The organism is Dactylosporangium sp. NPDC000555, assembly GCF_040300025.1.
Lineage (GTDB): Bacteria > Actinomycetota > Actinomycetes > Mycobacteriales > Micromonosporaceae > Dactylosporangium.
The window spans coordinates 1-17,045 of sequence record NZ_JBEPDB010000036.1; the positions used below are offsets into that span (position 1 = coordinate 1).

General features: G+C 72.2%; 15 protein-coding genes. 5 read left to right on the top strand and 10 right to left on the bottom strand.

Features of this window, described 5'->3' with window-relative positions; all coding sequences use genetic code 11:
- On the bottom strand, window positions 1-326 hold a 326-nt coding region (locus ABT297_RS21800), incomplete at its 3' end, for a biotin/lipoyl-containing protein (RefSeq protein ID WP_350552445.1).
- Between the two features lie 51 nt (window positions 327-377).
- Window positions 378-1,832, bottom strand: coding sequence for a dihydrolipoyl dehydrogenase (lpdA, locus tag ABT297_RS21805; protein ID WP_502885618.1), 1,455 nt, complete (start codon window positions 1,830-1,832; stop codon window positions 378-380).
- Window positions 1,833-1,955: 123 nt separating this feature from the next.
- Here lpdA and ABT297_RS21810 point away from each other — a divergent pair, with 123 nt between their 5' ends.
- Window positions 1,956-2,264, top strand: a complete 309-nt coding sequence (locus ABT297_RS21810) for a hypothetical protein (RefSeq protein ID WP_502885619.1) — start codon at window positions 1,956-1,958, stop codon at window positions 2,262-2,264.
- Between the two features lie 11 nt (window positions 2,265-2,275).
- On the opposite strand, the gene ABT297_RS21815 is transcribed toward ABT297_RS21810, so the two are convergent.
- Entirely contained in the window at window positions 2,276-3,841 is a 1,566-nt protein-coding gene (locus ABT297_RS21815) for a leucyl aminopeptidase (protein WP_350552451.1), read from the bottom strand.
- Window positions 3,842-3,956: 115 nt separating this feature from the next.
- Here ABT297_RS21815 and gcvT point away from each other — a divergent pair, with 115 nt between their 5' ends.
- Window positions 3,957-5,048 carry a glycine cleavage system aminomethyltransferase GcvT gene (gene gcvT / locus ABT297_RS21820; RefSeq protein WP_350552454.1) on the top strand — a complete coding sequence of 364 codons (1,092 nt, stop codon included), beginning with the start codon at window positions 3,957-3,959 and terminating at the stop codon, window positions 5,046-5,048.
- A 42-nt stretch (window positions 5,049-5,090) separates the two neighbouring features.
- Here the strand turns inward: gcvT and ABT297_RS21825 are convergent, their stop codons facing one another.
- Window positions 5,091-5,774: an adenosylcobinamide-GDP ribazoletransferase gene (locus ABT297_RS21825; RefSeq protein WP_502885624.1), complete on the bottom strand. Its 684-nt coding sequence runs from the start codon at window positions 5,772-5,774 to the stop codon at window positions 5,091-5,093.
- A 47-nt stretch (window positions 5,775-5,821) separates the two neighbouring features.
- The gene (locus ABT297_RS21830) at window positions 5,822-7,606 is read right to left on the bottom strand and encodes a bifunctional adenosylcobinamide kinase/adenosylcobinamide-phosphate guanylyltransferase (RefSeq protein WP_350552460.1); all 1,785 of its coding nucleotides are present in this window, start codon (window positions 7,604-7,606) and stop codon (window positions 5,822-5,824) included.
- 95 nt (window positions 7,607-7,701) lie between these two features.
- Between ABT297_RS21830 and ABT297_RS21835 the strand changes: the two genes are divergently transcribed.
- Both ABT297_RS21835 and ABT297_RS21840 read left to right on the top strand, forming a co-directional pair.
- Entirely contained in the window at window positions 7,702-7,902 is a 201-nt protein-coding gene (locus tag ABT297_RS21835; protein ID WP_350552614.1) for a hypothetical protein, read from the top strand.
- A gap of 1 nt (window position 7,903) precedes the next feature.
- Entirely contained in the window at window positions 7,904-8,695 is a 792-nt protein-coding gene (locus tag ABT297_RS21840; RefSeq protein WP_350552463.1) for a site-2 protease family protein, read from the top strand.
- A 7-nt stretch (window positions 8,696-8,702) separates the two neighbouring features.
- On the opposite strand, the gene ABT297_RS21845 is transcribed toward ABT297_RS21840, so the two are convergent.
- The 5 genes from ABT297_RS21845 to nadA form a co-directional block, all read right to left on the bottom strand.
- Window positions 8,703-9,701: an aldo/keto reductase family protein gene (locus ABT297_RS21845; protein ID WP_350552466.1), complete on the bottom strand. Its 999-nt coding sequence runs from the start codon at window positions 9,699-9,701 to the stop codon at window positions 8,703-8,705.
- 29 nt (window positions 9,702-9,730) lie between these two features.
- The gene (locus ABT297_RS21850) at window positions 9,731-12,190 is read right to left on the bottom strand and encodes a WG repeat-containing protein (protein ID WP_502885620.1); all 2,460 of its coding nucleotides are present in this window, start codon (window positions 12,188-12,190) and stop codon (window positions 9,731-9,733) included.
- 180 nt (window positions 12,191-12,370) lie between these two features.
- The gene (locus ABT297_RS21860; protein WP_350552469.1) at window positions 12,371-12,991 is read right to left on the bottom strand and encodes a DUF3043 domain-containing protein; all 621 of its coding nucleotides are present in this window, start codon (window positions 12,989-12,991) and stop codon (window positions 12,371-12,373) included.
- A gap of 105 nt (window positions 12,992-13,096) precedes the next feature.
- Window positions 13,097-14,440 (bottom strand): UDP-N-acetylglucosamine 1-carboxyvinyltransferase, encoded by a 1,344-nt coding sequence (murA, locus tag ABT297_RS21865; RefSeq protein ID WP_350552472.1) that lies wholly within the window; start codon window positions 14,438-14,440, stop codon window positions 13,097-13,099.
- A 216-nt stretch (window positions 14,441-14,656) separates the two neighbouring features.
- Window positions 14,657-15,829: a quinolinate synthase NadA gene (nadA, locus tag ABT297_RS21870; protein ID WP_350552475.1), complete on the bottom strand. Its 1,173-nt coding sequence runs from the start codon at window positions 15,827-15,829 to the stop codon at window positions 14,657-14,659.
- Between the two features lie 56 nt (window positions 15,830-15,885).
- On the opposite strand from nadA, the gene ABT297_RS21875 reads away from it, so the two are divergent.
- Window positions 15,886-17,004 carry a glycerate kinase family protein gene (locus ABT297_RS21875; RefSeq protein ID WP_350552478.1) on the top strand — a complete coding sequence of 373 codons (1,119 nt, stop codon included), beginning with the start codon at window positions 15,886-15,888 and terminating at the stop codon, window positions 17,002-17,004.
- Window positions 17,005-17,045 lie beyond the last annotated feature (41 nt).

The window sequence follows — 17,045 nt, forward strand, 5'->3', positions numbered from 1 at the left end:
ACCGGCGCGGGCTCCTCGGCGGGCTCGACCGCCTCGGGCTCGGCGGCCGCGGGCGCGCTCACGGCGGCGGGCGCGGCCCCGCCCTCCGCGCCGTCACCGATGACGGCCAGCTCCGCGCCGACCTCGGCGGTCTCGTCCTCCTGCACGACGATGCGCGTCAGCACCCCGGCCGCCGGCGACGGGATCTCCGTGTCGACCTTGTCGGTGGAGACCTCGAGCAGCGGCTCGTCGGCCTCGACGCGTTCGCCCTCCTGCTTCAACCAGCGGGTGACGGTGCCCTCGGTGACGCTCTCGCCCAGCCGGGGCATGGTGACCGATACCGGCATATGAAACGACTCCTCGTACTTTGCGGTGGTGACGGTCGGGTGCCAGTTGATTCAGTGGACGTGCAACGGCTTGCCGGCCAGCGCCAGGTGCGCCTCGCCGAGAGCCTCGTTCTGCGTCGGATGCATGTGCACCAGCGGGGCGACGTCGCCAGGGAACGCCTCCCAGTTGTAGATCAGCTGGGCCTCGCCGATGAGCTCGCTCACCCGGGCGCCCACCATGTGGACGCCGACGACAGGCCCGTCCTTGACCCGGATGAGCTTCACGAAGCCCGCGGTCTTGAGGATCTGGCTCTTGCCGTTGCCGGTGAGGTCGTACTGCAACGTCTCGATCTTGTCATCGCCGTGCAGCTCGCGGGCCCGGGACTCGTTGAGCCCGACCGAGGCGACCTCCGGCTCGGAGTAGGTCACGCGCGGGATGCCGGCCTCGTCGAAGACCTGCGGGCTCAGGCCGGCGATCTCCTCGGCGACGAAGATGCCCTGCTGGAAGCCTCGGTGCGCCAGCTGTACGCCGGGCACGATGTCGCCCACCGCGTAGACGCCCGGCACGGAGGTGCGCAGCCGCTCGTCGGTGAGGACGAACCCGCGCTCCATCCGCACGCCCTGCTCCTCGTAGCCGAGGCCGGCGGTGGTCGGCCCGCGGCCGACGGCCACGAGCAGCAGCTCGGCCTCGATCGTCTCGCCGCCCTGGATCGCCACCTTCACGCCGGTGTCGGTGCGCTCGACGCCCTCGAAGGGCTTGCCCACCTTGAACTTGATGCCCCGCTTGCGAAACGCCCGCTCCAGCGCCTTCGAGCTGGCCTCGTCCTCGACCGCGAGCAGCCGCGGCAGCGCCTCGACGATCGTCACGTCGACGCCGAAGGATTTCCAGGCGCTGGCGAACTCGCAGCCGATCACGCCGCCGCCGAGGATGACCGCGGACGCGGGCACGTGGTCCAGCTCCAGCGCGTGCTCGCTGGCGATGACCCGCTCGCCGTCCACGGCCAGGCCGGGCAGTGTCTTGGAGTAGGAGCCGGTGGCCAGCACGACGTTCTTCGCCGTGTAGCGCGTGCCGGCGACCTCGACGGCGCCGGGCGCGACCAGGCGCCCCTCGCCCTCGATCAGCCGCACCTTGCGCGCCTTGGCCAGGCCCTGCAGGCCCTTGTAGAGCTTGGTGATCACGCCGTCCTTGTAGGCGTTGACGGCCTTCATGTCGACGCCGTTGAACGACGCCTGGATGCCGAACTGGTCGGCGTCGCGGGCCGCGTCGGCCACCTCGCCCGCGTGCAGCAGCGCCTTGGTCGGGATGCAGCCGCGGTGCAGGCACGTGCCGCCGATCTTGTCCTTCTCCACCAGCGCGACGGACAGGCCCAGCTGCGCGGCGCGGAACGCGGCCGCGTAGCCGCCGCTGCCGCCGCCCAGGATCAGGAGGTCGAAGGAGTTGGCGTGTGGGTCGCTCACGAATTCTCCCAGGTGATGCACGGGCCTGCCGGCTCGTGGCGGTGCGAATGCGGGGTTCGCCCTTCGCATGACGATCCTTGGCCATCTTGTCACTTGCGCTGCTCGCCTGCGACGGTAGGTGCCCTGTAGCGGGTCTTTCCGCGCGCGGGGGCGTCGTACCCTGTGCTCGGACTCGATGGGAGGGAGCGGATCGTGGCGTGGTTCCGCCGACGCAGGCCGGCAGCTGGTGGACGCACCGCGAGCCGTGAGGATTTGGTGTATCTGGAGGAGTTCGTGCGCTCGCGGCGCGGCGTGGAGGGATTCATCGAACCGCGCACGACCGTGACGGAGACGACACTGCTGCTCATCGCGCACGACGGGGAGTGGACCCGGCGGCGGATGGAGAGCCCTCAGGCGGCGCGCCAGTTCGCGCACCGCCTGAGCATGCCCGTCTACGACATCGCGCTGGTCGGCTATCCGCAGCGCTGGCGCGACTACAACGCGCGGAACAAGAAGAGCTGATCTCTTCCGCTCTACTCGGCGGCGATCTCCTCGATCAGCTCCACGAGCGTGCGGACCGGCACGCCCGTGCCGCCCTTGGACCAGTAGCCGAACGGCTCGCCGGAGTGGTAGCTGGGGCCCGCGATGTCGATGTGGGCCCACTGCACGCCCTCGGTGACGAACTCCGACAGGAACACGCCGCCCTGCAGCATGTGCCCGGCCCGGTCCATGCCCGCGTTCACCTGTGAGATGTCCGCCACTTCGGAGTCCATGCCCTTGCGCACGTCCTCGGGCAGCGGCATCGGCCACGCGGGCTCGCCGCTGCGCTCGCCGGCGTCGCGGACCCGTTCGCACAGCTCCGGCGTGCCCATGACGCCGGCGATGCGCTTGCCGAGGGCGATGACCTGCCCGCCGGTGAGCGTGGACACCTCGAACAGGTAGTCCGGCTCGTCCTCGCAGGCCCGGGCGATGGCGTCGCCGAGGATCATCCGGCCCTCGGCGTCGGTGTTGAGCACCTCGACCTGCGCGCCGTTGTACATCCGCACCACGTCGCCCGGCCGGTACGCGCTGCCGGACACCATGTTCTCGGCCATCGGCGCGTAGGCGACCACGGCGACCTTCGGCTTGAGCTGCGCGACCGCGAGCATGGTGGCGACCACGGCGGCGGCGCCGGACATGTCGGACTTCATCTCCCACATGCCCGCGCTCGGCTTGATCGACACGCCGCCGGTGTCGAACGTGATGCCCTTGCCGACGAGCGCGATCCGCCGGGTGGCGCCGGCCGGCTCGTACGCGATGCGCACCAGGCGCGGGGCGGCCGCCGAGCCCAGGCCGACGGCCAGGATGCCGCCGAACCCCTGCTTGGCCAGGGCCTTCTCGTCGAGTACCGACACTTCCAGCGACGCCTCGGCCGCGGCGGCCGCGGCCTGCTCGGCGAACTGCGGCGGCCGCAGCTCGTTGGGGGCGGCGTTGATCCAGTCGCGGGTCCGGGCGACCACGCCGCCCAGCACGCCGGAGCGCTTCAGGGCGACCTTCGCGACCTTCGCGCCCGCGTCGGGCACGTGCACCAACACCTTGCGCACCGGGTCACGGCGGGTGGCGGAGGGCTTCGTCTTGTATCCCAGGAAGCGGTAGGAGCCCAGCAGCGCCCCCTCGGCGACCGCGCGCACCCCGGCGCTCAGCGCGTCGTCGCCCGGCTTGTCCGGGTCGGACAGCGGCAGCACGATCGCGACCGAAGCCGACCCGGCCAGCGCGCGGGCCGCGGCCCCGGCCGCGCGGCGCAGCGACTCGGTCGCGGGCGCCCGGCCGGCGTCGCCGCCCACCGGCGCGCCGAGGCCGACGGCGACCACGAGCGGGGCCGCGACCGCGCCGAACGCGGCGAGCTTGGTCACCTCACCGAGCGCGCCGGTCGCCCCGAGCACCCGCAGGGTCTCGGCGAGCCCGCCGCCCGGTCGGTCGCTGAACGCCGCCGCGATGCTTTCGGCGCCCGGGGCGATCGGCAGCTTCGTGTCGCCGCTCTCGGTCGCGTAGACGCCGATGACGACGGCGTCGGCGGCGAGCTCGGCTGGGTCGGTGTCGACCAGGGTCAGGGAGGTCACTGGTGCTCCACATCGCTGATACTTCGTGCGGCGGATCCACTGCGGCTTCTCCGCAGCTTCAGCATGCCGCCCAATCGGGTGCAGGACACGATAACCAACGCGATAGGTTGCGGGCATGACGCAACCCTTGCGGCACCCCGCGTTGTATCACCGTCATGCGGCGCTCGGTGCCAAGTTCGCGGCGTTCGGCGGCTGGGAGATGCCCCTCGAATACGCCGGTGGTGGCGTGCTCAAGGAACACGCGGCCGTCCGCGAGGACGTCGGCGTGTTCGACGTGTCGCACCTGGGCAAGGCCAGGATACGTGGTCGCGGCGCGGCCGCGTTCGTCAACGCCTGCCTCAGCAACGACCTCGACCGCATCACCGCGGGCCAGGCCCAGTACACCCTGTGCCTGGCCGAGAACGGGGGCGTGGTGGACGACCTCATCGCGTACCGGTTCGGCGACGACGACATCTTCCTCATCCCCAACGCCGCCAACACCGCCGAAGTCGTCCGGCGGCTCGGCGCTGAGGCGCCCAACGGCCTCAGCGTGGTCGACCAGCACGAGCTGTTCGCGGTCCTGGCGGTGCAGGGCCCCCGCTCCGCGGACCTGCTGTCCGCCCTGGGCCTGCCCACCGACCACGACTACATGAGCTTCACCGTATCGGCCTACAACGGCACCGATGTCGTGGTATGCCGGACGGGGTACACCGGCGAGCACGGGTACGAGATCGTCGTGCCGTCCCACGACGCGCACACCCTGTGGGACGCCATCGTGGCGGCGGGCGCCCGCCCGTGCGGCCTGGCGGCCCGGGACACCCTGCGCACCGAGATGGGCTATCCGCTGCACGGCCAGGACCTCTCGCTCGACATCACGCCGGTCCAGGCGCGCTCGGGCTGGGCCGTGGGCTGGAACAAGCCGGCCTTCTGGGGCCGCGAGGCGCTGCTGGCGGAGAAGGCCGCGGGCCCGCGCCGGGTCCTGTGGGGCATCGAGGCGCTGGACCGGGGCATTCCGCGCGCCCACATGACGGTGCTGTCGGGCGACGCCCCGATCGGCGAGGTGACGAGCGGTACCTTCTCGCCGACCCGCAAGGTGGGCATCGGCCTGGCCCTGATCGACACCGCGTCGGGCGTCGGCGAGGGCGACGAGGTGGCCCTGGACGTGCGCGGCCGCCGCTCGGCGGTCCGCGTGGTGAAGCCGCCGTTCGTGAGGTCGTCGGTCCGCTGAGCCGCCCCGTCCCGGTTCCGCCCCGCCGCCCCCGCCGGGCGCTCAGCGCGTCGCCAGGACCACCAGGGCCGCCGCCGTCGACAGTTCGATCGCGGCCCCGATCACGTCGCCCGTCATACCGCCGAGGCGGCGCCGCGCGTGTGCCGTCAGCGCCCACGACACCGCCACCGCCGCCGCGACCGCCAGGGGGCCGCGCCAGACGTCCGTCAGGGCCGCCGCGGCCGCCGTGACCGCCACGACCGCGGCCAGCAGGGGGACGGGCACCGTCTGCGCGACCAGGGTGCCCAGGCCCTCGGGGCGGGCCGCCGGCAGACCCCTGCGGCAGGCCACCGTCGCGCCCAGGCGCCCCGCGGCGAAGGCCGCGGCCACCGTCGCCAGGGCGGTCGGGGCCGGCGCCGACAGCAGGCTGGCCGCGGCGGCGGCGTCGACCAGCAGTACCGCGGCGATCGCGGCCACGCCGAACGGCCCGATATCCGACTTTTTCATGATTTCCAGGGCCTTGTCCGCCGTGGCGTACGAGCCAAGGCCGTCGGCCGTGTCGGCCAGGCCGTCCACGTGCAGGCCGCGGGTCAGCAGCAGGGCCAGCGCGACCAGGATCGCGCCGGCCAGCGGCGGGGCGGCGCCGGCGGCCGCCAGGGCCCCGGCCACGGCCGCCACCGCAAGGCCCAGCAGGGCACCGGCCAGCGGCGCGAGGAGCATCGCCAGGCGTACCGTCGGCCGATCCATCCGGTCCGCACGGACCGGCGCGACGGTGAACAGGCTCAGGGCGAGCCTCAGTCCTCCCACGGCGGCTTCACGTACGGCATCTCGGCGGTCGGCGAGTCCGCCACGACGCGCTGGATCTCCGACTCGATGCGCTCCTGCTCGCTCAGCCCGTCCTCGGCCGCGGCCGGGGACGCCTCGCGCGGCGGGGTCGCGGCGGCGATGGTGAGCGCCGTGTTGACCAGCGGCAGCGCGGTGAGCGCCGTGGCGCCCTCGCCGAGGCCGAGGCGCAGCTGCAGGAACGGGGTGGCGCCGAGCACGTCCGCGGCGAGCCTGACCGTCGGATTGTCGCCATCGTCGGGCATGAGCAGCCAGTGCCGGGTCTGGGCGCCGTAGTCCCGCGCCACGATCGCGGCCGCGATCGCGACCGGGCCGTCGATCATGACCGGCAGGCGGCGGGACGCGGCGCCGAGCACGATGCCGGTCGCCACGGCGATGTCGCCGCCGCCGAGCATCGAGAGCATGACGTGGGGCTCGCGGGTGCGGTTGCGGATGCGGTGCCGCGCGTCGCGGATCGCGCCCACCCTGCGAATCCAGGCGGCGTCGTCGACGAAGCCGGACGCGTCCACGACCCGGCCGAGCAGGGCGGCCGGCTCGGCGCCGGTGAGCACCGCCACGACCGCGGCCGCCGCGGCGTCGGAGCCGGCCCCGCAGGAGGCCAGCACCAGCATGTCGACGCCCTCGTTGGCGGCCGCGTCGGCGAGCCGCCAGCCCAGGGTCAGCGCGGCGTCCACGCCCGCGTCGTCGAGCGCGTCGTGCAGCTCGGCCGAGCCGGCGTCGGGGCAGTCGATGGCCTGGACACTCGCACCGGCGGTCGCGGCGAGCATGGCGATGGTGGCCGTGCCCTCGACGACCTCGTCGAGGCGGCGGTCGGCGACCTGCGCCGAGTCGCCCGCGGCGAACCCGCCGGAGCGGTCGCCGCGCAGGACCAGCACGCGCGGCTGCTGGAACGGGCGGGGGTCGGGCCGGCCCTGCACCCCGCCGGCGAAGCGCACGACCGGGATCAGGCCGCCCAGGCCGGCGCCGTTGAGCCGCAGGGTCAGCAGCCGCTCGACGGCCTCCTGGGCCGTCGACTCGTCCGGCAGCGGCAGCTCCATGCCCGGGGAGAAGGACAGCGTCTCGCCGCTGTCCGCGGTGGACAGCACCGAGCCGGCGCCGGCCGCCTCGAACACGAACGGCTCGACGGGGACGGGGGCGGCGGTCCGGGCGGCGGCCGCGGCGGGGGCCGTGTCGCGCACGCCGGCGTGGCCGACCAGCTCGCCGCCGCGCAGCCAGGTCACCTCGCCCGCGACGACCAGGGCCACGCCGTCGCAGGCGGCCGCGACCCGCTGGTTGAGCAGCCCGGAGGCGTCGGCGAACGTGCGGCCCGCCTCGGTCGCCGGCAGCACGCCCAGGCCCACCTCGGGTCCCACGAGCACCAGGAGCCCGGCCGCGCACGAGCGCACGGCGTCGGCGAGCGCCCCGATCTGCCTGTCGGCCGCCGCGGGGTCCGACCAGTCCCCAGCGGTGTCGTACACCGCGCTGAGCCAGCCGCCGAGATCGTCGACGAGGATCGTCTCCTCGGGCTTGGCGCCGGTCAGCAGCTCCGCGAGGCGGTCGGGCGAGTCGCCCACCTCCTCGGTCAGCCAGCCGTCCGGCCTGCGCGCGCGATGCGCGGCGACCCGTGCCGCCCAGCCGTCGTCCGAGGTGCTCGACCGTGCGGTCGCGACGTATCGCACCACGGCGGCTCCGGCGACGAGCGCCTCCGCCACTTCCGACTTTCCGGACCGGATTCCTCCGAGCACCAGCAACCGCATGCCCCGTACTTTAGAGGGACACCCATGGCCGGAGTCGGCTCAGGGCCACGGGGCCGATACGCTCGAAGTCTTCAACCGTGGACAGGAGTGTGACCATGGCGTGGACGTGGCAGTTCGAAGACGCTGAGAGCAGGCCCGTCGATGGCCCGAACGAGGCGTTTTCCAGCCAGTCCGACGCGGAGTCGTGGCTCGGCCAGACCTGGCGGGAGCTGGTGGCCAAGGGCGCGGCGACGGCGATCCTCACCGAGGACGACCGCACGGAGTACAAGATGAGCCTGTTGCCGGCTGGGGGCTGAGGTGTCCTACGGCCGATACGGCAGCCGGGTCGGCCGGCTGCCCAAGGAGGCGTTCCGTCCCAGCGCACTGTTCCTCGGGCTGGTCGCGCTGCTCGTCGTCAGCGGCTGGATGGCGTGGACCGGATTCGGCAACAGCAAGATCAACGTGTTTCTGTTCGTGGCCGCGGGCTGGACCATCTCGCTGTGCCTGCACGAGTATTCGCACGCGCTGGTCGCCTTCAAGGGCGGCGACGACGACGTCGCGCACCGCGGCTACCTGACGCTCGACCCGCTCAAGTACACCCATCCGCTGCTGTCGATCGTGCTTCCGCTGGTCTTCGTCCTCATCGGCGGCATCGGCCTGCCGGGCGGCGCGGTCTGGGTCAACCACGGCGCGATCCGCAGCCGGCTGGTCGACAGCCTGATCAGCTTCGCCGGGCCGGCGACCAACCTCGTGCTGGCGATCGTTCTGGTGTTGCCCTTCTCGATGGGCCTCGACGGCGCCGGCAACCCCGCGTTCTGGGCCGGGCTGGCGTTCCTGGCCTTCCTGCAGATCACCGCCAGCGTGCTCAACTTCGTGCCGATGCCCGGCGTCGACGGCGGCAACCTGCTCTACCCCTGGCTCTCGCCGCAGTGGCAGCGCGGCTTCAGCCACATGGCGCCCTACGGCATGCTGATCCTCATCGCGCTGCTGTGGTCGCCGAAGATCAACGCCTGGTTCTTCAGCGTCGTGTTCTGGATCGGCGACCTGATAGGACTGCCGTCCTACCAGGTCGCCGCGGGCTACGACCTGTTCAAGTTCTGGTCGTTCTGACCCGGCCTTACGGGCGCTCGGCGGGGCTCTGCGTGAGCGCGGGGTCCCGCTGGACGACCGGATCGAGCACCTCGTCGATGCGCTTCATCAGCTCCGCGTCGAGCTTCACCCCGGACGCCTTGACGTTGTCCTCGAGCTGCTCGGGCCGGGAGGCGCCGACGATCGCCGACGAGACGTTGGGGTTCTGCAGCACCCAGGCCACGCCGAGCTGCGCCATCGTGAGGCCGGCCTGATCGGCCAGCGGACGCAGCTGTTGTACCGCCGCCAGCACGTCGTCCTGCAGCAGCCGGGCGATGAAGCCGGCCCCCGACTTCTCGTCCGTCGCCCGGGAGCCCGACGGCGGCGGCTGGCCCGGCTTGTACTTGCCGGTGAGCACGCCCTGGGCCAGCGGCGACCACACGATCTGGCCGATGCCGAGCTCCTCGGAGGCCGGGACAACCTCGGCCTCGATGACCCGGTAGAGCGCCGAGTACTGCGGCTGGTTGGACACCAGCTGGATCTTGAGCTCCTTCGCCAGCGCCGCCGCGGCCCGGATCTCCTCGGCCCGCCACTCCGACACGCCGATGTAGTGCGCCTTGCCGGCCCGTACCACGTCGGCGAACGCCTGCATGGTCTCCTCGAGCGGCGTGTGGTGGTCGTATCGGTGCGCCTGGTACAGGTCGACGTGGTCGGTCTGCAGGCGGCGCAGCGAGCCGTCGATCGACTTCATGATGTGCTTGCGCGACAGCCCGCTGTCGTTGCGCCCTGGACCGGAACGCCAGTAGACCTTCGTGAAGATCTCCAGTCCGTCGCGGTTCTGGCCCTTCAGCGCGTCGCCGAGCACCACCTCGGCCCGCGTGTTCGCGTAGACGTCGGCGGTGTCGAAGGTGGTGATACCGAGGTCGAGGGCGGCGTGCACACAAGCGGTGGCCTGATCCGCCTCGACCTGCGAGCCATGGGTGATCCAGTTGCCATATGAGATCTCACTGACGAGCAAGCCGGAATGGCCGAGGTGACGAAACTCCATACCGTGACCCTATGCCGGGCTAAGGCTGGTCACATCACCGGGCGGGTGTCGGCGAGCAGCCGGTCGATCTCGTCGGTGACGCCGATGCGGCTGGAGAACGTCGTCTGGATGATCGTCCGCCCGCGCCGGTCGAGCGCGCCCCAGCGCTGCGCGTCGTCGACGATCAGGAACGCCACCGGGTGGATCATGATCGTGTGGTGCACCGGCGGCACCAGCACCCGCCCGGAGCGGTCCACGACGCCCTTGCGCCCGTCCAGCGACACGACGGCGAGGCCCTCGTCGCTGAACCCGTCGATGTAGCGCCCGTCCAGCAGCGCGGTGGCGAAGCCGTCGTACTGGAACTGCACCACGACCCGGCCGACCCCGTCGACCGCTCCCCAGTGCGGCCCTCGGCGCACCGCGGCGACGCCCCGGCGGAACGGCCGGACGTCGTCGTAGCCGGTCGAGATGAGCACGGTGTTGTTCTTGTCGATCGCGATCCAGCGGGTGGTGCCGTCGCGCGAGACCCAGGCGACGCCGTCGGAGAAGCTGCCCACGCCGACATACCCGGCGGACGGCTCGATGAGCACCCGCCCGGTGTCGTCGATGAGCTCCCAGTTCTGCGCGCCCTGCCGGTGAACCCAGGCGACGCCGTCGCGGAACGGCTGGACGTCGAGGTACCCGGGCCCTATGACGAAGTTGCCGTCGGACTCGATGTAGCCCCAGCGCTGGGTCTGCTCGTCGAACGCGGGGGCGGGGGGCTTGCGGATCTGCAGGATCTCCTCGCGGGTGCGGGGGTAGGGCCCCCACCCCTTCTCGGCGACCCGCCGGAACACCGCGTCGAGCGCCAGCTCGGTCTGCGCGATGAGCTCCGGGTCCTGCTCCTTGCGCAGGTCCAGCGCCCGCTCGAAGTGGTTGCACGCCTCCATGTAGCGGCCCTGGTCGTACGCGCACTTGCCCGCGTGCTGGTGCATGGTGGCCCGCAGCCGGTCCGGCAGCTCGGAGGAGTTGGCCAGCGTGAAGAGCCGGTCGGCCTCGTCGAACTCCTCCCGCCACTGCAGCACGTGCGCGAGCCGTGCCTGGGCGATCGCGACGCGCCGCAGCTCGCCGGTCGCCTCGGCGTGGGCCAGGGCGAGCTTGCCGTCGGCGAACGCCTTCGGCAGATCGCCGAGGATGCGTGACACAACCGCCCGCAGGCTCAGCAGCCGGGCCCGGGTCGGGTTGTCCTCAACGCCGGTGAGCTTGGCGGTCAGCTGGTCGCGGATCTCGGTGAGCTCGGTGACCTCGTCGCCCTCGATCTGCTCGCGCAGCGTGTCGGGGTCGAAGCGCCACACGTACGACGCCAGCACCTGCTCGGGGTCGGGCCCCGGCGCATGGGCGGGCTCGGCCCGGGGTCCCGGCGGCGAGGTGGGCGCGATGGCGGCGAGCTCCGGCGGGAACCCATCGGCTCCCGGCCGCACGATCGGCAGGTACCCGGTCGCCTGCAGCCCGTCGACGCCGGCCCCGGTCAGCGCCGCCGACCGGTAGGACCCCATCGCGGTGCCCGACGCCACGGCGGGCGGGGGCGGTGGTGGGGGCGCCTCGGCGACCTCGACGAACTCGACGCGGATGCCGGATGGCGGTGCCACGGCAGGCGCGGGGCTCACGGGCACCGAGCTGACGGGCGCGGAGCTGACGGGAGCACCGCTCACCGGGGCGTTGCCATGATCACCCATGGGGCCGCTGCTGACGGGCGCGCTACTCACCGGGGCACTACTGACCGGCGCGCCGCTGACGGGCGCGTTGCGGGGTGCGCCGTAGACGCCGCTGCTGACGGGCGCGCTACTCACCGGAGCACTGCTCACCGGTGCGCTGCTGACTGGTGCGCTGCTGACTGGAGCGCTGCTCACGGGCGCGGAGCTGACCGGTGCGTTGCGGGGTGCGCCGTAGACGCCGCTGCCGCCGACGGTGGCTCGGCCGGACGAGCGGTCCGGGGCGCCGGCCTGCGAGTTGCGAGGGTGACCGGGCGAGCCGCGGCGCACCCGCGGGACCTCGTCGGTCGGCTCGTCGAGCGCGCGGCTGCGCGGGCGCCCATAGGCGTTGCCCTGCGGCGGCCGCCCGTGTCCGCCGTGCTCGGGCCCGCGAGGGTCGCCGTAGCCGCGAGGGTCGCCCGGATCGGCGCGGTCGCGTGGATCGCGGTAACCCCGGGGGTCGCGCGGATCGGCGTATCCGCGCTGGTCGCCATAGCCCCGTTGGTCGCTGTAGCCCCGTTGGTCGCCATGGCCCCGTTGGTCGCTGTAGCCTCGCTGGTCACCCGGCCCGCGCTGGTCGCTTCGGCCGCGGTGGTCACCCTGGCCCCAGTGGTCGCCCCGGCCGCGGTCGCCGTGGTCGCGCTGGTCCGGGCGCGGATATCCGTGCCGCTCGGCGTCGTCGCGTCGCTGTTCCGGTACCCGTCCCCACGACACGGTAGGCACGGCCGCCCAGGGGGGCGCGGCGGTTCCCGGCTCTTCTCCCGGGTACTCGTCGCTCACAGCTTCGCTCTCCTCGCCGCACTCGGGCACCCTCATGCACCGGCGCCCGCCACGCGCCTACCCGGTGAAAATCGTGGTCCGGTCGCGAAGGGAGATTACGGCTTGGCGCCCTTCACCGCCACCGCCGCCGCCGAAACGTGTCCGGGGCCCGGCGGACCCGTCGCGCGGAGGCGGAATGGATCAGATGGCCTGACCGGCCTTGACCTGCGGCTTCGGGTTTCGGATGAAGCGGAACGAGATCGAGCGCATGACCGCGTAGAGGTACAGCGAGCCCATCCGATCCTTGGCGTCCGGGAATCGCTGCTTGACCAGTTTCTTCACGGTCCGCGAGATCATGAACCCGTCGACGACCGTCGCCAGGAGCATGACGAAGAACAATGCATTAGCGGCCAGGTAGATGCTCGGGTTGAGCGTGCGGTTGAATCCGACGATCATGACCAGGAAGGTGGTGCCGAAGAACCAGGTGCCGATCGTGCGGCGCGAGTCGACGATGTCACGGACCAGCCTGCGGACCGGGCCCCGGTCGCGGGCCAGCAGGAAGCGCTCGTCGCCGTTGGCCATGCCCTCGCGGGCCTCGATGCGCTCCTGGCGCTGTTTCTCGCGCAGGCGCTTGGCGGCCTCCCGGCGGTTGGCCGCGGGCGGCTCGGCGACCCGGCGTCCCGCTACGACCCGCTTCGGGGTCTTCACGCCGAGGTCGCGCTTGCTCTGGGTTTGGCCCTTCGGCGTCAGCTCCGACTCGGGCTCGGAGACGGCGACCGAGGCGGTGGGCTCTTCTGACTTACGGCGAAACAGCGACGGCACGCCACGAAGGGTAGCCGACGCTGCGCCGGATCAGCAGCGTCGGCCACCTCTCAGCCGAATTCTCTCAACTCTGCCAGGTCGTGGGGCCGCTCGGGCCGGCTCGGGCTAACCCAGCTCGATGTGCGCGCCAAGTGCGTTGAGCTTGGCCTCGAAGTCCTCGTAGCCGCGCTGGATGAGCTTCACGCCGTACACCCTGGAGGTGCCCTCCGCCGCGAGCGCCGCGATCAGGTGGCTGAACCCGGCCCGCAGGTCGGGGATGACCAGGTCGGCCGCGTGCAGCTTCGACGGGCCGGCGATCACCGCGGAGTGCATGAAGTTGCGCCGGCCGAAGCGGCACGGGGTGCCACCGAGGCACTCGCGGTAGGTCTGGATGGTCGCGCCCATCTGGTTGAGCGCCACGGTGTAGCCCAGCCGCCGCTCGTACACCGTCTCGTGCACGATCGACAGCCCGCGGGCCTGGGTGAGCGCGACGACCATCGGCTGCTGCCAGTCGGTCATGAAGCCCGGGTGGACGTCGGTCTCCATGGCCACGGCCTTGAGCTCGCCGCCCGGGTGCCAGAAGCGGATGCCGCCCTCGCCCGGGGCGTCGTCGATCTCGAAGGCGCCGCCGACCGACGTGAACAGGTTGAGGAAGGTCATCATGTCGGCCTGCCGGGCGCCGCGGACGAACACGTCGCCGTGGGTGGCCAGCGCGGCCGCGCCCCAGCTCGCGGCCTCGATGCGGTCCGGGATCGGCCGGTGGCTGTAGCCGGTCAGGCGGGGAACGCCCTGGATCTCGATGACGCGGTCGGTGTGGACCTTGATGATCGCGCCCATCTTCTGCAGCACGCAGATGAGGTCGATGATCTCCGGCTCGACGGCGGCGTTGCGCAGCTCGGTGACGCCCTCGGCCCGCACCGCGGTGAGCAGGATCTGCTCGGTCGCACCCACCGACGGATACGGCAGCTCCAGCTTGGCGCCCTTGAGCCCGTCGGGCGCGGTGATGTCCATGCCCTTCTCGGACTTGTGGACCACCGCGCCGAACTCGCGCAGCGACTGGATGTGGAAGTCGATCGGCCGGCCACCGATGTTGCAGCCGCCCAGGTCCGGGATGAACGCGTGGCCCAGCCGGTGCAGCAGCGGGCCGCAGAACAGGATCGGGATGCGGCTCGAGCCGGCGTGGACGTTGATCTCGTCGACGTTGGCCGATTCGACATTGGATGGGTCGAAGACGAGCTCTCCGTCGAGCCGGCCCCGCGTGACCTTCACGCCGTGCAGCTCGAGCAGGCCGGTGACCACCTCGACGTCGCGGATCGCGGGGACGTCGTACAGCCGGCTCGGAGTCTCACCGAGCAGCGCGGCGACCATCGCCTTGGAGACGAGGTTCTTGGCACCGCGCACACGGAGCTCGCCGTTGAGCGGCGTGCCGCCGTGCACGGTGAGGACGTCACCGGCGTCGTAGTTGGTCACGGAACCCCTCCCGCAGGCAGGAACAAAAGAAGCAATACGCTGACAGAGCGTGACCGAGGCGCGAAAGACGCGCCGCGTCGCCCGCGCAGCATATCCACATCTACTGCATGCAAAAGTCGCCCGCACGTCAGGCTTGGCACGAAGACAGGACTCTGACACGGTTCACCACAGAGGGTGATCGTCCCCTATGCGCTACGGGACGGATTTCGATCTTGTTTACGGCAGGGCGAGCATCCGGTCGAGCGCGACGCGCGCATAGTGCGCCGTCTCCGGGTCGACCGTGATCTGGTTCGGCACCCGCCCGGCGACGAGCTCCTCGAGCGCCCACACGAGGTGCGGCAGGTCGATGCGGTTCATCGTCGAGCAGTAGCAGACGTTGCGCTCCAGGAACATGATCTGCTTGTCCGGGTGGGCGAGAGCCAGGCGCCGGACCAGGTTGAGCTCCGTGCCGACCGCCCAGGCGGATCCGGCCGGGGCGTTGTCGATTATGCGGATGATGTACTCCGTGGAGCCCACGTGGTCGGCGGAGGTGACCACGTCGTGCCGGCACTCCGGGTGGACCAGCACGTTGACCCCCGGCACCCGGGCGCGGACGTCCTCGACGGCGTCGAGCGTGAAGCGCCCGTGCACCGAGCAGTGGCCGCGCCAGAGGATCATCTTCGCGCCGCGCAGTTGCTCGTCGGTGAGGCCGCCGCCGGGCTTGTGCGGATCGTAGAGGACGCAGTCGGACAGTTCCAGGCCCAGCTTCAGCACCGCGGTGTTGCGCCCGAGGTGCTGGTCGGGCAGGAAGAAGACCTTGGTGCCCTGCTCGAAGGACCAGCGCAGCGCGGTCTCGGCGTTGGACGAGGTGCACACGACGCCGTTGTTGCGCCCGACGAAGCCCTTGATGTCGGCGGAGGAGTTCATGTATGTCACCGGCACGACGGATTCGGCCGTGCCCACGAGGCCCAGCTCGACGAAGCGGTCCCAGGCCTTCTCGACCTGCGAGAGCACCGCCATGTCGGCCATCGAGCAGCCGGCGGCGAGGTCGGGCAGCACGACCCGCTGCGCGTCGGTGGTGAGGATGTCGGCGCTCTCGGCCATGAAGTGCACGCCGCAGAAGACGATGTACTCGGCGTCGGGCCGGGCGGCGGCCTCGCGGGCGAGCTTGAAGGAGTCGCCGGTCACGTCGGCGAACTGGATCACCTCGTCGCGCTGGTAGTGGTGGCCCAGCACGAAGACGCGGTCACCGAGGGCGGCCTTGGCGGCGCGTGCGCGCTCGACCAGGCCCGGGTCGCTCGGGGCGGGCAGGTCGCCCGGGCACTCGACGCCCTTCTCGGTGTCGGGGTCGGTGCCGCGGCCCAGCAGCAGCAGTGCGGTGGCGGTTGACGACGGTTCAGCCCAGGTCACCGTTCGATCGTCCCACGCGGTGTCACCCCGCGAAACGTGAGATGCACAATGGCTGGATGCGCGTGCTCGTGTGCCCGGACAAGTTCGCCGGAACGATCCCCGCGGTCGCCGCGGCCGAGGCATTCGCCGACGGCTGGCACGCCGAGCGGCCGGCCGACGAGCTGGTCCTGCGGCCCCTGTCCGACGGCGGCACCGGCTTCGGCGAGGTGCTGGCCGCGGCCCTGCCCGACGCCAAGCGCCACACAGTGCCGACCACCGACCCGCTGGGCCGGCCCGTCGAGGGGCACGTGCTGCTCGACGGCGAGACCGCCTACATCGAGTGCGCCGAGGCATGTGGCCTGCACCTGCTCGCACCGCAAGAACGTGATCCGAAGCACACCACGACCTTCGGTCTCGGCCCGCTGGTCCTCGCCGCGATCGAGGCCGGGGCCCGGCGGGTCGTCGTCGGCCTCGGCGGCAGCGCCACGAACGACGGCGGCGCCGGGCTGCTCGCCGCGCTCGGCGGCGCGCCGCTGGACGGCGCGGGCTACGCCCTGCCGTATGGGGGAGCGGCCCTGTCCGCCTGCGCCTCCCTCGGCGGCGTGCCGCGGCTGCGCGGGGCCACCCTGGTCGCGGCCACCGACGTGGACAGCCCGCTGCTCGGCCTGCACGGCGCCAGTGCCGTCTTCGGCCCGCAGAAGGGAGCGACCAGGGAGGACGTCTTTCTGCTCGACGCCGCGCTGACCCGGTTCGTGCAGGTGCTGGAAACGCTCCCGGGGGCGCCGACCGGCCTGGCCGCCCTGCCTGGCGCGGGCGCGGCCGGCGGGCTCGGCGCCGCCGTCCTGGCCCTCGGCGGGCGCGTCGAGTCGGGCATCGGCCTGGTACTGCGGCTCACCCGGTTCGACGAGGAGCTCGACCGGGCCGGTCTGGTCGTCACCGGCGAGGGCTCCTTCGACGAGCAGTCGCTGCGCGGGAAGGTCGTGGCGGGTGTGGCGAACGCCGCACGCGACCTCGGCCTGCCCTGCGTGGTGGTCGCCGGGCGGGTCGACGCCGGCCGCCGGGAGGCCGCCGCGATCGGCGTCACCGAGGCCCACTCGCTGGTCGAGCACTTCGGCAGCGTCGCCACGGCGCTGGCCAGGCCCGCCGACGGCCTGCGTGAACTCGGACAACGCCTCGCCCGGCAGTGGAGCCACTAGCGGAAACCGTGTCACTATGAGAGGGAATGCCACCGGACGCC

Coding starts and splice junctions, on each gene's coding strand:
- ABT297_RS21825 (WP_502885624.1), bottom strand. CDS start 5,774: ATGGATCGGCCGACGGTACGCCTGGCGATGCTCCTCGCGCCGCTGGCC.
- ABT297_RS21835 (WP_350552614.1), top strand. CDS start 7,702: ATGGCGTGGACGTGGCAGTTCGAAGACGCTGAGAGCAGGCCCGTCGAT.
- ABT297_RS21875 (WP_350552478.1), top strand. CDS start 15,886: ATGCGCGTGCTCGTGTGCCCGGACAAGTTCGCCGGAACGATCCCCGCG.
- gcvT (WP_350552454.1), top strand. CDS start 3,957: ATGACGCAACCCTTGCGGCACCCCGCGTTGTATCACCGTCATGCGGCG.
- lpdA (WP_502885618.1), bottom strand. CDS start 1,832: ATGCGAAGGGCGAACCCCGCATTCGCACCGCCACGAGCCGGCAGGCCC.
- ABT297_RS21845 (WP_350552466.1), bottom strand. CDS start 9,701: ATGGAGTTTCGTCACCTCGGCCATTCCGGCTTGCTCGTCAGTGAGATC.
- ABT297_RS21830 (WP_350552460.1), bottom strand. CDS start 7,606: ATGCGGTTGCTGGTGCTCGGAGGAATCCGGTCCGGAAAGTCGGAAGTG.